The following is a 15,080-nucleotide window of genomic DNA, read 5'->3' as shown; positions in this document are numbered from 1 at the left end:
CGTTTTTGGGCCGTTAGCTCAGTCGGTAGAGCATCGGACTTTTAATCCGCTGGTCGTTGGTTCGATTCCAACACGGCCCACCATTGACGACGAGGCTCCAGGCCCGGCCTGCCGCTCCGCAATCCTTGGCCCGCTCCGGGATTGCCGTGCGCGCGGCGTTCTTCCGCAATGCGGCCTCACGCCGAGACCCGGCCCGTTTCGAGGGGCCGCCAGACATGTCGCCGTTCCAGCCAGTCCGAGGGCCGGGCACCGGCCGGCCGCGTCCGTCCGGATCGCAGCCGCACGGGACTGGACGCGAAGCCTCAGTGCGTCGGCCGCAGCACGCCATCGGCGCCGCGTTTGAGCGGGTAGGGCTGCTCGGGCAGTGGGGCGCCAGGGGCCTGGTCGATGGTGACGCCGTGCGGCCAGTCCGGGGGCGCGATCGCGACGTAGCGCGCGAAGCCGCCCGTGCCGCCTTCCGGCTTGGCGTAGCCGATCGCGATCAATGCGCCGGCCTCGGGGACCTGGTCGAGGTTGGCCACGCCTTCGGCCTGGGCGTAATTGTGGTGCAGCAGCCAGTGCTCGCCCTCGAGGTTGTCGGTGGCGTCGGTGTCCAGCGGCTCGTGCCCGTGGAACAGGATGCGACGCTGCAGGTGCAGGTACTTCAGCGCGTCCAGGGTGATGCCGGGGAACGGCTTGCGCGCGAAGCGCCCGGCGTCGTTCCAGCGCTTGGACCAGTCCGACCGGATCATCACCACCGAGCCTTCGGGGATGGGGCCATGCCGCTCTTCCCAGGCCTGGATGTCGGCCACGGTGGCGTGATAGCCGGGGTCGCGGGCGACCTTGTCGTGGACGTCGATCACCACGAGCGGGCGCACCGCGTAGGTCGGCGGCAGATCGCTGATGGTGGCTCCCTTGGGATTCCAGTGCGCCGGCGGGTCGAGCTGGGTGCCGTACTGGTCGGTGGTCAGGTCGTACGCGGTGGCGACGAAGCCGTGCTTGCCGTAGGTGAACTCGTCGCCGGGCTTGGCATAGTCGCCGAGGTCGTTGCCGGCGACCGCAGGCTTGAACCGCGCCGGCGCGAAGCCCGGCCAGACCGGCTGCCCGGGGGAGAACGCATGGGTCAGGTCGATGTACTTGGCGTGCCTGAGCGTCTGCTCGTAGCTGGTCCAGAGCGAGAGGTCGGCAGCGGCCCAGGCGGCAGGAAGCGGTGCCAGCAGCAGGACGAGGGCGAGCGGAACGCGGAGGGCGGGCATGGACGACACCGGCGGCGGAGGTCGAGCCATGGTAGTGGGCCGTGCCGGCGGAAGGGGGCGCCGGCGTGCTCATATCGATATGCCGGCCGTCGCGCCGGGAGCGCGGAGCCCGCGCTTACCAGATCGGGCCGTGGCCGTAGCCGTAGGGGTGCCCGAAGTAGCCGGGGCCTTCGCTGCGGCCGACGCTGATGCTGATGCCGACTTCGCGCGGGTTGCCGTCGTCGTCGTAGTAGGTCTTGCAGCTGTGCAGGTTGGCGCCCTGCCAGTTGCTGTTGCCGCCGCGGCTGGAATAGCCCACGCCGGCGGCGACGCTGCCGTGCAACTGGCCCTGGCACTGTTCGGCGCGCGCGGCGATCCGCTGCTGCTCGCGCACGGTGGCCGAGGCGGACTTGCCGCTCTTGTCGCCGTAGAAGGTGCCGGGCGGGTCCTTGGCGTAGGTCGGGTCGCTGCGGTACTGGATCGGGGCCTGGGGCACGCTCAGGTCGAGGTCGCTGGCCGACGTGCCCGCGCCGGCAGGCTCCTGGGCCATCGCGCTGGCGCAGGCGAGCAGGGCACCGAGGAGAAGGAGAGTGCGGTTCATTGGGCGAGGCTCTCGGAGGGCGGGCGTCCATGCCGGTGGCATGCCGTTGAAGCTAGCAACGCGAGATTGAATGTGCGCTGTCGATTTCCCGGATTTTTCTTGCAGGCCTGACACGGAGGCTAGCCCTGCTCGCGGATGATGTCGACCAGTTGCTGGCCGTAGCGGGCCAGTTTGCTGCCGCCGATGCCGCCGACCCGGGCCAGTGCGTCCAGGCTGGTGGGGCGCTGCTCGGCGATGTTGCGCAGGGTGCTGTCGTGGAAGATCACGAAGGCCGGCACGTTCTGCTCCTTGGCCAATTGGGCGCGCAAAGTGCGCAGCGCGTTGAACAGGCCCAGGTCCTCCGGTTGCACCGGCAGGCCGGTACGCGGGGTGCTGCTGCGGTCGCCGCGCTCGCGCGCGGCGGTCTGGTCGCGCCGCATCATCACCTGGCGCTGGCCCTTGAGCACCTGGCGGCTGGCGTCGGTCAGGCGCAGGCCGCCATGGCCCTCGCTGTCCACTTCCAGCAGGCTCGCGGCGACCAGCTGCCTGAACACGCTGCGCCAGGCGCGCGCGTCCAGGTCGCGGCCGATGCCGTAGGTGCTGAGCTGGTCGTGGCCGAACTGGCGGATCTTGTCGTTGTCCGCGCCGCGCAGGATGTCGATCAGGTGCCCGACGCCGAAGCGCTGGCCGCTGCGGTAGACGCAGCTGAGCGCCTTCTGGGCCGGGACGGTCGCGTCCCAGGCCGCGGCCGGGGCCTGGCAGTTGTCGCAATTGCCGCACGGCTGCGCGTAGGTCTCGCCGAAGCCGGCCAGCAGCACCTGGCGGCGGCACTGCATCGACTCGCAATAGCCGAGCAGGTGGTCGAGCTTGGCGCGCTCCAGCCGCTTGCGCTCCTCCGGCGCCTCGCCCTGCTCGATCATCTGCTTGAGCAGCACCACGTCGCCCAGCCCATAGCAAAGCCAGGCCTCGGACGCTTCGCCGTCGCGCCCGGCGCGACCGGTCTCCTGGTAGTAGCCTTCCATCGACTTGGGCAGGTCGACGTGGGCGACGAAGCGCACGTCCGGTTTGTCGATGCCCATGCCGAAGGCGATGGTGGCGCACATCACGATGCCGTCCTCGCGCAGGAAGCGGCGCTGGTTCTCGGCGCGGACCTCGGCCGGCAGGCCGGCGTGGTAGGGCAGCGCGGTATAGCCCTGCGCCGCCAGGAATTCGGCCGTCTCCTCGACCTTGCGCCGCGACATCGCGTAGACGATGCCCGCCTCGCCGCGGTGGCGGCCGAGGAAGTCCAGCAGCTGCCGGCGCGCATTGTCCTTCTGCACGACGGTGTAGCGGATGTTGGGACGGTCGAACGAGCTGATGAAATGCTCGGCGTGCTCCAGGTCCAGGCGCTCGGCGATCTCGCGCTGGGTCGGCGGATCGGCGGTGGCGGTCAGGGCGATGCGCGGGATGTGCGGCCAGCGCTCGTGCAGCACGGTGAGCTGGCGGTATTCCGGCCGGAAATCGTGGCCCCATTGCGACACGCAGTGCGCTTCGTCGATCGCGAACAGGGCGATGCGGCTGCGCGCCAGCAGCGAGAGGAAGCGCGGGGTCAGCAGCCGTTCGGGGGCGACGTAGAGCAGGTCGAGTTCGCCGGCCTGCAGGTCGCGCTCGACCCGCGCGGCGGTCTCGGCGTCCAGCGTGGAATTGAGGTACTCGGCGCGCACGCCGAGTTGCCGCAGCGCCTCGACCTGGTCCTGCATCAGCGCGATCAGCGGCGAGACGACGATGCCGGTGCCTTCGCGCAGCAGCGCCGGTACCTGGTAGCAGAGCGACTTGCCGCCGCCGGTGGGCATCAGCACCAGGGCATCGTTGCCGGCGGCGACGTGCTCGACGATGGCCTGCTGGTTGCCGCGGAAGGCGTCGTAGCCGAAGACGCGCTTCAGCAGTTCATGGGCGGGGGAAGACATGCGACTAGGATAGCGCGCAGGGTTCGGCGTGGCCCGCCATGCGGGCTACGCCCCCCAGGATTGTGCTGCGCAAAACCCTGGGCCCCGCTTCCGGCTTCGCCTATCCCCCGCGCCTTGCGCGCCCCCCTTAACAGAAGGGGGGCTTTCTCCAGCAGGGTTCCTGAGGGTAACGCCCTCGGTGATTTGCCGTTTACGCCAGCAGCGAGCGCAGCATCCAGGCGTATTTCTCGTGGGTCTGCAGGCGCTGGGTCATCAGGTCCGCGGTCGGATCGTCGCCGGCATCGTCGGCGGTGCTCAGCACCTTGCGGGCGGTGCGGCAGACCGCTTCGTTGCCGGCCACCAGCTGGCGTACCATCTCGCGCCAGTCCGCGCTGTCGGTCAGGCCCGGTTCTTCCGGGATCGAGGTCAGCGCAAGGTATTCCTTGTACGAGCCCGGCGCGTTGTAGCCCAGTGCGCGGATGCGCTCGGCGACCTCGTCGAGCGCGCCCCACTGTTCGGTGTACTGCGTTTCGAACATGGTGTGGAGCGAGTTGAACATCGGCCCGGTGACGTTCCAGTGGAAGTTGTGGGTCTTCAGGTAGAGCGTGAACGCGTCGGCCATGTAGTGCGACAGGCCGTCGGCGATCTTCTTGCGATCGCCGCTCTTGATCCCGATATCGATGTTCGGTGCGGACGCGGCCGCTTCGGCCAGGGTCCTGGTGCCGCTCTTCTTGCCGGTGCTCTTGCTCTTGGCCATGGGGATTTCCTTGCTCCGTTGATTGGACGTCACAATAGACGCGATATGCGATTTATTGAAATTCAATATTCATGGTCTAACAATTGATGTCACCTATTGAATCCGATTCCAGCGTTGGGCTCCGTGAAGGGCGCGCGGCGATCGAAGGCGGGTTGACCCGCGACCGCGGCCGCTTGCTGGGGCTATGGTCGCGCTGGCGCGGCCAGCCGGGCAACCCGAAGTTGCGCGAGAGCTTCGAGCAGGCCGTGCGGGCATCCGTCGCGCAGCGCGAGGCGCGGGCGGCGGAGCAGCCGGCGATCGTCCTGGACGAGCGACTGCCGATCGCGCGCGAGGCCGAGCGCATCGTCGAGCTGATCCGCGCGCATCCGGTGGTGGTGATCGCCGGCGAGACCGGCTCGGGCAAGACCACGCAGTTGCCCAAGCTGTGCCTGGCGGCCGGCCGCGGCATCGCCGGCATGATCGGCTGCACGCAGCCGCGCCGGATCGCCGCGCGCGCGGTGGCCACGCGCGTGGCCGAGGAACTGAAATCACCGCTGGGCACGACGGTCGGCTTCCAGGTGCGCTTCACCGACAAGGTCGGCGACGCCTCGCGCATCAAGTTCATGACCGACGGCATCCTGCTGGCGGAGATCGCCAGCGACCGCTGGCTGTCGGCCTACGACACGATCATCGTCGACGAGGCGCACGAGCGCAGCCTCAACATCGATTTCCTGCTCGGCTATCTCAAGCAACTGCTGAAGAAGCGTCCCGACCTGAAGGTGATCGTCACCTCGGCGACCATCGACACCGCGCGCTTCTCCAGGCACTTCGACGATGCCCCGGTGATCAGCGTCGAGGGACGGACCTATCCGGTGGAAGTGCGCTACCGCCCGCTCGAGGGCGAGGGCGAGGGCGACGCCGGCGGCGAGCCGCGCGAGGGCGACCGCACCGTCAACGACGCGATCGTGGCGGCGATCGACGAGATCACCCGCAGCGATCCGCGCGGCGACGTGCTGGTGTTCCTGCCCGGCGAGCGCGAGATCCGCGATGCGCACCACGCGCTCGAGCGGCGCAAGTACCGCGAGACCGAGGTGCTGCCGCTGTACGCGCGGCTGTCGGCCAACGACCAGGACCGGGTGTTCAACCCGGGGCCGAAGCGGCGCCTGGTGCTGGCCACCAACGTCGCCGAGACCTCGCTGACCGTGCCGCGGATCCGCTACGTGGTCGACCCCGGCTACGCGCGGGTGAAGCGCTACAGCCCGCGCCAGAAGCTCGACCGCCTGCACATCGAGCCGATCAGCCAGGCCAGCGCCAACCAGCGCACCGGCCGCTGCGGCCGCATCGCCGAGGGCATCTGCTACCGGCTCTATGCCGAGGCGGATTTCCTGGCGCGCCCGGAATTCACCGATCCGGAGATCCGGCGCTCGTCGCTGGCGGGCGTGATCCTGCGCATGCTGCAGCTCGGGCTCGGGCGGATCGAGGATTTCCCGTTCCTGGAGGCGCCGGACGAGCGCGCCATCGCCGACGGCTGGCAGCAGCTGGTCGAGCTCGGTGCGGTGGACGGCGAGCGCAAGCTGACCGCGATCGGCCGGCAGATGGCGCGGCTGCCGGTGGACGTGAAGCTGGCGCGGATGCTGGTCGCCGCGCACAAACACGGCTGCCTGCGCGAGATGACGGTGATCGCCGCGTTCCTGGGCATCCAGGACCCGCGCGAGCGTCCGCCCGAGGCGCGCGAGGCGGCCGACAACGCGCACGCGAAGTTCGCCGACCCGCGCTCGGAGTTCGTCGGCATCCTGCGCCTGTGGGAGGCCTACCGGCAAGCGCACGAGGACCTGACCCAATCCAAGCTGCGCGACTGGTGCGAACGGCATTTCCTCGGCTTCCTGCGCATGCGCGAGTGGCGCGAGCTGCACCGCCAGTTGCGGTTGCTGTGCGAGGAATTGGGCTGGCAGGAATCCGGCGCCGGCCTGTCGCCGGCCTTGCTGGCCGGGCCCCCCGCCGCTGCCGGGCAGGGCGACGGCCCGGGCCGGCGCCCGAGCCGTGGCGAGTTGCACCGCGCCGCGCGCCTGGCGCGCGAAGGCAAGGCTGCACTTGTGGGTGGGACTTCGGTCCCGGCGGGTTCTGCCGGCGTAGCCTCCGCGGGACTGGAGTCGCTCCCGCAGGCGCCGCGCATCGGCGAACGCGAGCGCGCCTCGGCCTACCAGGCCCTGCACCGCGCCTTGCTCGCCGGCTTGCCGACGCAGGTCGGCCATCGCACCGAGAAAGGCGATTTCCAGGCGCCGCGCCAGCGCCGCTTCCTGCTGTTCCCCGGCTCGGCGCTGGCCAGGAAACCGCCGCCGTGGGTGCTCGCCGCCACGCTGCTGGATACCCAGAAGGTCTGGGGCCTGACCAACGCCGCGATCGAGCCGGACTGGGCGATCGCCGAGCTGGGCCACCTGCTGTTGCGCAAGCATTTCGACCCGCACTGGTCGCGCGCGCAGGGACAGGTGCTGGCCTCCGAGCAGATCAGCCTGTTCGGGCTGGTGCTGGCGCCGAAGAAGCCGGTGCATTACGGGCGCATCGACCCGGCCGCTTCGCACGACATCTTCGTGCGCCAGGCGCTGGTGACCGGCGAGATCAACACGCGGGCCGGTTTCGTGGCCGACAACCTGAAGGTGCTGGAGCAGGCGCGCGAGGAAGAGGCGAAGCTGCGCCGCGCCGGCCTGGTCGCCGACGAGGACTGGCAGGCGCGCTGGTATCTCGACCGGGTGCCGCCGGAGATCCATTCCGCCAGCGCGCTGGACGCCTGGTGGAAGACGCTGCCGGAGGACAAGCGGCGCGGCCTGCATTGGACGCTGGCCGACCTGCTGCCCGGGGAAGGCAGCGAGGAGGACCGGTACCCGAAGTACTTCCCGCTCGGCGATGCGCGCCTGGCGCTGCACTACCGGTTCGAGCCGGGCGCGGGCGACGACGGCGTGACCCTGGAAGTGCCGCTGCACCTGCTCAATGCGCTCGATCCGGCGCGGCTGTCGTGGCTCGCCCCGGGCTTCGTCGCCGACAAGGCCTCGGCGCTGATCCGCTCGTTGCCCAAGGCGATGCGGCGCAACTACGTGCCGGCGCCGGATTTCGGCCGGGCGTTCTTCGAGGCGTTCCCGAAGCCTTCGGCGGACGACATCCGCGGCGAGCTGGCCCGCTTCCTCGGCAAAGCCACCGGCGCGCAGGTGGCCGCGATCGACTTCGACGAAGCCGCGCTGGAGCCGCACCTGCGCATGAACCTGCGCCTGCGCGACGAACGCGGCCAGGTGCTGGCCGAATCGCGCGACCTGGACGCGCTGCGCGCCCGCTTCGGCGAGCGTGCCGGGCGGGCGTTCGCGGTACGCGCCGGGCGCGAGATGGCGGCGGAGGGCTTGCGGGAGTTCCCGGCGCAGGCCATCCCTGCGCAGGTGCCGGGCGAGGCCGGCGTGCCGGCGTATCCGGCGTTGGTGGATGCGGGGGAGACCGCGTCGCTGCGCATCTTCGCCGATCGCGCCGAAGCGCTGGAGGCGCATCCGCGCGGCGTGCGCCGGCTGCTGGAGATCGCCCTGGCCGACAAGGTCAAGCAGGCGCGCAAGCAACTGCCGGTGTCGCCCAAGACCGGGCTGTTGTACGCGGCCATCGAATCGCAGGAGCGCCTGCGCGGCGACCTGGTCGACGCGGCGATGAACGCGGTCCTGGCGGAAGGGCTGGGCGACGTCCGCGACCGTGCCGCGTTCGACCGGCGCCGCGAGGACGCCGGCAAGCGCCTGTTCGGCGAGGCGATGGATCGGCTGAAGCTGGCCGAGTCGATCCTGTCGCTGGTGGGCGAGCTGAAGCCCTTGCTGGAGGCGCCGCTGATGGGCTGGGCGCGCGGCAACCTGGACGACATGGAACGGCAGCTGGCCGGGCTGGTCCACGCCGGCTTCCTGCGCGAGACCCCGGCCGATGCGCTGGCGCAGTACCCACGCTATCTGCGGGCGATGATCCTGCGCACCGAGCGCGCCAAGCGCGATCCCTCGCGCGACCAGCAGCGCATGCTCGAGCTCAAGCCGTTCCTGGACGCGCTGGAGGACGCCGCCGCGCAAGGCCTGCGATCGCGTCCGCAATGGCAGGCGCTGCGCTGGGACATCGAGGAACTGCGCGTGTCCACGTTCGCACAGGAGCTGGGCGCCAAGCCGGGCATCTCGGCCAAGAAGCTCGCGCAACGGGTGGCGGCGCTGCAGGCCGGAGCATAGGAAAGCCCGCCGTCCGCCCCGTGCGGGGACGGCGGGCGAGGTGGACGCGGCGGCGCGCCTATGCCTCGCCGTCCTCGACCCGCTCGCCCATCATCTCGCGCTGGCGCTTGTCGAGTTCCTCGGCATAGCGCTTGCGCACGAAGGCTTCCGACAGCACGCCGAGCAGGTGGCCCTCGGCATCGACCACCGCCATCTCGTCGCTCTGGGTCTCGTCGAAACGGCGGATCACGGTCAGCACGTCGGCATCGGGCGGCAGCGCCACGTTGCGGTTGCCGGCGAAGGCCGCCAGGGTGGCGTCGGCCTTGACGCCGTCGGCATACACCGTGGCCACCGGCACGATGCCGGCGTAGCGCTGTTGCGCGTCCAGCAGGGCCACGCGCGTGCTGGAGCCGAGCGGGAAGCGGCGGCGGAACTCTTCCACGGAGGCGTCGGCGGCGATCGTGCCGGTGCCTTGGCGCATCATCTTGCCGGCGGTGAGCGCATGCACCCAGCCGACGTCGCGCGCGCTGGTGATCGTGCCGCCGCGCAGGTGCAGGCGCCAGGTCGAGAACGAGTAGCCGAACGCCTGCCGCACCACCGTGTTGGCGACCAGCACCGCGGCCATCACCGCGCTGGCGAGCACGAAGTCGTGGGTGCCTTCCAGCACCAGCATCGCCATCGTCATCGGCGCGCCGACCACCGCCGCGGCCAGCGCCGCCATGCCGGCCAGCGCGGCGGCGGTGCCGTCCACCAGCGCGCCACCGCCGGCGAGGTTGACCAGGCCGGCGAACAGCGCCCCCACCAGCGTGCCCATGAACAGCGAGGCGAAGAACAGGCCGCCGCGGAACCCGAAGCCCAGCGAGATGCCCGAGGCCAGGCACTTGGCCAGCAGCAGCCCGCCGATCCACAGCAGCGGCAGGTGCGTGGTGAGGTCCACGTGCAGCGCGCCATGCCCGGAGGACAGCACCTGCGGGGTCGCCATCGCCAGCGGGATCAGCAACAGCCCGCCGATCACCGGCCGTCCCCAGCCCGGCAGCGGGCTGCGATTGACGCGCTGCTCGATGCCGGTGACCAGGCGCATGACGGCGATGCCGACCAGCGCGCAGACCAGGCCGAGCACCGCGAATATCGCGTAGTCGCGCGGATGCAGGCCGATCTCCGATGCCGCCGGCAGCATGTAGGGCGGCACGCCGGCAGCCTGGGCGATGAAGCTGCCGGCCAGCGCGGCCACCGCGACCGGCGCCAGCGCCGAGGGCGTGTAGGCGCCGATCACGATCTCGAACGCGTAGAACGCGCCGGCCAGCGGCGTGCCGAACGCGGCGGCGATGGCGCCGGCGGCGCCCGCGCCGACCAGCGTGCGGGTGTCCGAACGCCGCAGGCGCAGCGCCTTGGACAACTGCGAGCCGCTGCCGGCGCCCATCTGGGTATACGCCGCTTCCAGCCCGACGGAGGCGCCGAAGCCGTTCGACAGCAGCGTCTGCAGCGACACGATCAGGTTGTCGCGCATCGACATGCGGCCGCCGTGCAGCGCATTGGCTTCCACCGCGTCGAGCAGGCGCCGCTTGCGCAGCGTCGCGGCCAGGCTGACCAATCCGACCAGCAGGCCGCCGATCGGCAGCGCCAGCAACGCGGTGAATTCCACCCGCGCGCTGGAGCTCAGGCGCATGTCCTCGTCCAGGCCGTACAGCCAGGCCTGCAGCGCATGCGCCAATCCGCTCTGCAGCAGCGTGAGCAGGCCTGCGATCAGCCCGGCCAGCAGCGCGAGCACGATGAGCCAGCCATCGCCGGTGCGGAACCGCCTGCGTATCGCCTGCAGCATCCGCTGCATCGGGCCGGCCGGCGCGCTCATCGCGGATTACTTGACGCGGCGGACCTTGGCCTGGGTGTTGTAGTTGCCGACCTGCATGTACCACACGCCCATCATGCCCGGCTTGATCTTCACCTTGGGCGACTGCAGGCGCACGCCGGACAGGCTGGCCGGCTCGATCTGCTCCCATTCCTGGCCGTTGGCGAGCACGAAGGTCTTGCCCTTGCCGAAGCCGTTGAAGTCGCCCACCAGCGTGCTTTCGATCGGCTCCTTGGAACCGAAGTCGAAGAAGCCGCGGTTCTTGGTGATGACTTCCTGGCGGCCTTCTTCCTTGGCCTTCTCCAGGGCGACCTGGGTTTCCTTCTGGACCTTGCCCTGCAGCCAGCCGTTGAGCGCGGCCAGTTCGGCCGGGCTGAGCTTGTCCAGGCCGGCGGCCTTGAACTCGCTGGGCGTCATCTCGCTCTGCAGATCGCCCGAGACCGTGCGTTGGGCATGGGCGGGGGCGATGGCGGCGAGGGCCAGGCACAGGGCGACGGGAAGGGCGCGCGAGAGCGGCATCGGTGCGGTTCCGGAAGAGGGTGGCGCCTAGTGTAGCGCCGCGCCGGCGGGCCCCATCGGCCCGGATCGAAAGCCGCTGCCGCGATCGCGGGAAGGGCTCCGGTGCGGATCGGTCCGGTCGACCGCGGCCGGATCGTGCCGGGCGTTCGCGCCGGCCCGTCCGCGCTGTTCGCCGCTGCGCCGGCGCGTTAACTTAGGTGCTATCTTCGATGGACGATCTGCTGCTGTGACGCTTTCTTCCTCCGACGGCATGGAGGCCTTGCTGCGACGCCCGGCGGCTTCGGTGCTGGCGCCGGCGCTGCGCGAGGCCCTGGCGCAGGCATGGCGCGCGCGTTCGCCCGCCACGGCGGAACCGGCGGTGGCCTGGCCGGTGCTGGCCGACACGCTGGATGCGCTGGCGCTGTTGTCGGCGGACGAGGCCACGCTGCTGGCCGCGCTGTTGTTCGACCTGCCGCCGCTGCGCGCGCAGCTGGCCGGATTGCCGTGGCCGGACGCGCAGCGTCGCGCGGCGGTGGAGGGCCTGCTGGACGGACAGGACGCCGCCGACCAGGTCTGGGCGCTGCATGCCGGGCGCGAGGCGGGCCGCAACAGCGAGGGACTGCGCAGGCTGCTGCTGGCGATCATCCACGATCTGCGGGTCGTGCCGATCCTGCTCGCGCGCCAGCTGGCGAAGATGCGCGCCGCCGTCGGCCTGGCCGACGGGGAACGCAGGGCGCTGGCGCAGCTGACCCGCGACATCCACGCGCCGCTGGCCAACCGGCTCGGCATCTGGCAGCTGAAGTGGGAGCTGGAGGACCTGGCGTTCCGCTATCTCGAACCGGACACCTACCGGCACATCGCGCGCGAGGTCGACGAGACCCGCCTGGAGCGCGAGCGCTACATCGATTCGGTCAAGCGCCAGCTTTCGCAGGCACTGGGCGAGCAAGGGCTGGAGGCCGAGGTCAGCGGCCGGCCGAAGCACATCTACAGCATCTGGCGGAAGATGCAGAGGAAGCACCTGGCCTACGACCAGCTCTACGACATCCGCGCGGTGAGGGTGATGGTAGACAGCGTGGCCGACTGCTACGCCGCGCTCGGCGTGGTGCATGCGCTGTGGGCGCCGGTGCCGAGCGAGTTCGACGACTACATCGCCCGCCCCAAGGCCAACGACTACCGCTCGCTGCACACCGCGGTGATCGGGCCGGAGGGACGCACCGTCGAGATCCAGATCCGCACCCACGAGATGCACCAGCAGGCCGAGCTGGGCGTGGCCGCGCACTGGAAGTACAAGGAGGGCGGACGCGGCGCGGAAAAGGCCTTCGAGCGCAAGATCACCTGGATGCGGCAGCTGCTGGAGCAGTCGCAGGAAGGCGAGCAGGGCGGCCTGGCCGGCGCGTTCGATGCCGAACTGGTCGAGGACCGGGTCTACGCGCTCACGCCCAGGGGCGAGGTGATTGACCTGCCGCAGGGCGCCACGCCGCTGGATTTCGCCTACCACGTGCACACGATGGTCGGGCACCGCTGCCGCGGCGCCAAGGTCAACAACCGGATCGTGCCGCTGACCTATCGCCTGCGCAGCGGCGACCGGGTCGAGGTGCTGACCGCCAAGGAACCCGATCCGCGCCGCGATTGGCTGCTGCCGGCCAACGGCTTCCTCGCCAGCGGGCGTTCGCGCGACAAGGTGCGCACCTGGTTCCACAAGCTCGACCGCGCGCGCAACGTGCAGGCCGGCAAGGAACTGCTGGAACGCGAGCTGCGCCGGCTCGGCCTGTTGCAGGCGGACCTGGCGCCGATGGCGAAGAAGTTCCATGCCGACAGCGTGGAGGACCTCTACATCCAGGTCGCGCTGGGCGATACCGGGCCGAGCCAGGTCAGCCGCGCCCTGCTCGAGGCCGAGCGTGCCGCCGCGCAGCCGGCCGCGCCGCCGATGCCGCGCCCGACCGCGCGCCGCGACGACCTGGGCAAGTCCAAGTTCACCGTGCAGGGCGTGGGCAACCTGCTGGTGCAGCTGGCGCGCTGCTGCCACCCGGTCGCCGGCGAGCCGATCGTCGGCTATCTCACCCGCGGCCGCGGCGTCACCGTGCATCGCAGCGACTGCGCGGCGCTGGCGCGCCTGGCCGCCGCCCATCCGCAGCGGGTACTGCCGGTCGAGTGGGGCAAGCTCGGCGGCAGCTACGAGGTCGACGTGCTGATCCGCGCGGTGGACCGTCGCTGGCTGCTCAAGGACATCACCAACCTGATCGCCCAGGAGGATGCGCACGTGCTGGAGATCAACAGCGACAACACGCGCGACAGCGGGCGGGCGCAACTGCGGCTGCGCCTGAAGGTGGCCGACTATGGGCAACTGGCGACGCTGCTGGGCAAGCTCGACGCGCTGCCCGGGGTCAACGAGGTGCGCCGGCTGGGCTAGCGCCGGCAAGGAGCGTGCCGCCCTCGACGGCATCGTTATCGCCGGGACGCTACCATTCGCGCGTCAACGCGTCCGGTCCGGTCGCGCCCGGAATCACGCCGCCGCATGCCAAGCACATCGCGATGGGCCAGATCACGGCTGTGGTCGCCACTCAGGTCGCCCCGCTTCTGGTGGAGCGTGCTGGCCGTGGTGGTCGCGATGGCGCTGCTGGCGGTGGCGTTCCGGCGGCCGCTCTCGGACTGGATCTGGCCCGATACCCGGATCCAGCAGTTGCTTGGCCGCGCCGAAGGCGCGCTGGCGCGCGGGCACCTGAGCGCCGGCGATGGCAGCGGCGCGCGCGAACTGTTCGAGGCGGCCCTGGCGCTGGACACCGACCGCGACGAAGCCCGCGACGGACTCGCCCGCACCGGGCTGGCGGCGGTCGCGCAGGCGCAAGCGGCGCTGGCCGCCGGCCGCCTCGACGCGGCGGCGCAGGCGCTCTCGCTGGCGCAGGCCTTGCAGGTGCCGCGCGCGCAGGTCGGCCCGCTGCTCGACGATCTGCGGCGGGAACGCGCCCGCAGCGCGGGGCTCGACGAACTGCTGGCCCGCGCCGCGCGAGCCCGCGCGGAAGGGCGCCTCGACGGCACGCCGGACAGCGCGTTGCCGCTGTACCAGCAGGTGCTGCAGCTGGCGCCCGAGCGCACCGAAGCGCTGGAAGGGCGCGAGGACGCGCTCTCGGACTTCATCCAGCAGGCCTGGGCGAGCTTGCGCAGGGACGACGTCGCCGCGGCGGCCCCGATCCTGGCGGCGGCGCGCCGCTACGATCCCGGCCATGCCGAACTGCCGGCCGCGCAGGCCGAGTTCAACCGCCTGCTGGAGCGGCATCGCCGCAATGGCGAGGTGCAATTGCGGCGCGGCCGGCTCGATGCGGCGGCGCGCAGCTTCCAGGCGGTGGCGAAGGCGCAGCCGGACGATGCGCAGGCGCGCGCGGACCTGGCACGCGTGGCGGCGGCCTTGGCCGCGCAGGCCGCGCGCGAAGCGGCGGATTTCCGTTTCGACGCCGCCGGTGCGGCGCTGGCGGCCGCGCGCGACCTGGACCCGGGCAATCCCGCGATCGCCGCCGCCAGGGAGAGCGTCGAGCGCACCCGCCAGGCCCACGACGCGCGCCAGCCGAAGTTGTCGCCGGCCCAGCGCGAACGGCGCCTGCGTACCCTGATGCAGCAGGTGGAGCGGGCCGAGACCGCGCAGGACTGGCTGACGCCCCCGGGAGCCAGCGCCTACGACAAATTGCGCGAGGCGCAGGCGATCGCGCCGCAGGACAAGCGGGTGCTGCATGCGCTGCGCCGCATCGTCGAGGCGACGCGCGGCTGCTTCGAGGACGAACTGCGCGGCAACCGCCTGCGCGCCGCGCGCGTCTGCCTGGACGCTTGGGAAGCCACGGCGACGCGCGAGGCGGAACTGGCCGCCGCGCGCCGGCGGCTGGCGCAGCGATGGATCGCGGTGGGCAGCGAACGGCTAGGTGCGGGCGACGCGAGTTTCGCGCGCCAGGCATTGGAGGAAGCACATCGACTCGACCCGGCAATGCCTGAACTTGCCAGTTTTCGTGAGCGCGTGGATGCGGCGACGTTACATAGGCCGTTTTAGGGTGCCTGGGTTTGGACTACTTCATGCAAACGGGCGCATT

General features: G+C 71.1%; 9 protein-coding genes and 1 tRNA gene. 4 read left to right on the top strand and 6 right to left on the bottom strand.

Annotated elements, in window-relative coordinates; all coding sequences use genetic code 11:
- The first annotated feature begins 7 nt into the window (after nucleotides 1-7).
- A tRNA-Lys gene (locus tag FD678_RS03180) sits at nucleotides 8-83 on the top strand.
- 219 nt (nucleotides 84-302) lie between these two features.
- On the opposite strand, the gene FD678_RS03175 is transcribed toward FD678_RS03180, so the two are convergent.
- The 4 genes from FD678_RS03175 to FD678_RS03160 form a co-directional block, all read right to left on the bottom strand.
- Nucleotides 303-1,235, bottom strand: coding sequence for a cyclase family protein (locus tag FD678_RS03175; RefSeq protein WP_140719173.1), 933 nt, complete (start codon nucleotides 1,233-1,235; stop codon nucleotides 303-305).
- Between the two features lie 115 nt (nucleotides 1,236-1,350).
- Nucleotides 1,351-1,815, bottom strand: a complete 465-nt coding sequence (locus tag FD678_RS03170; RefSeq protein ID WP_140719171.1) for a hypothetical protein — start codon at nucleotides 1,813-1,815, stop codon at nucleotides 1,351-1,353.
- Nucleotides 1,816-1,934: 119 nt separating this feature from the next.
- Nucleotides 1,935-3,740, bottom strand: a complete 1,806-nt coding sequence (gene recQ / locus FD678_RS03165) for a DNA helicase RecQ (protein WP_140719169.1) — start codon at nucleotides 3,738-3,740, stop codon at nucleotides 1,935-1,937.
- A gap of 190 nt (nucleotides 3,741-3,930) precedes the next feature.
- Entirely contained in the window at nucleotides 3,931-4,476 is a 546-nt protein-coding gene (locus FD678_RS03160; RefSeq protein ID WP_140719167.1) for a Dps family protein, read from the bottom strand.
- A gap of 152 nt (nucleotides 4,477-4,628) precedes the next feature.
- Between FD678_RS03160 and hrpA the strand changes: the two genes are divergently transcribed.
- Entirely contained in the window at nucleotides 4,629-8,684 is a 4,056-nt protein-coding gene (gene hrpA / locus FD678_RS03155; RefSeq protein ID WP_218569465.1) for an ATP-dependent RNA helicase HrpA, read from the top strand.
- Nucleotides 8,685-8,742: 58 nt separating this feature from the next.
- Here the strand turns inward: hrpA and FD678_RS03150 are convergent, their stop codons facing one another.
- Complete coding sequence (locus tag FD678_RS03150) at nucleotides 8,743-10,512, bottom strand: chloride channel protein (protein WP_140719163.1); 1,770 nt, start codon at nucleotides 10,510-10,512, stop codon at nucleotides 8,743-8,745.
- 6 nt (nucleotides 10,513-10,518) lie between these two features.
- On the bottom strand, nucleotides 10,519-11,028 hold the full coding sequence (locus tag FD678_RS03145) for a hypothetical protein (RefSeq protein WP_140719161.1): 510 nt from the start codon (nucleotides 11,026-11,028) through the stop codon (nucleotides 10,519-10,521).
- A gap of 226 nt (nucleotides 11,029-11,254) precedes the next feature.
- Here FD678_RS03145 and FD678_RS03140 point away from each other — a divergent pair, with 226 nt between their 5' ends.
- Complete coding sequence (locus FD678_RS03140; protein WP_218569464.1) at nucleotides 11,255-13,417, top strand: RelA/SpoT family protein; 2,163 nt, start codon at nucleotides 11,255-11,257, stop codon at nucleotides 13,415-13,417.
- A 105-nt stretch (nucleotides 13,418-13,522) separates the two neighbouring features.
- Nucleotides 13,523-15,040, top strand: coding sequence for a hypothetical protein (locus tag FD678_RS03135; RefSeq protein ID WP_218569463.1), 1,518 nt, complete (start codon nucleotides 13,523-13,525; stop codon nucleotides 15,038-15,040).
- Nucleotides 15,041-15,080: the final 40 nt, after the last annotated feature.

Origin of the sequence: Pseudomonas sp. Hp2 (assembly GCF_006386585.1) — a bacterium.
GTDB lineage: Bacteria > Pseudomonadota > Gammaproteobacteria > Xanthomonadales > Xanthomonadaceae > Pseudomonas_S > Pseudomonas_S boreopolis.
This window is presented reverse-complemented; position numbering and strand designations above follow the sequence as displayed.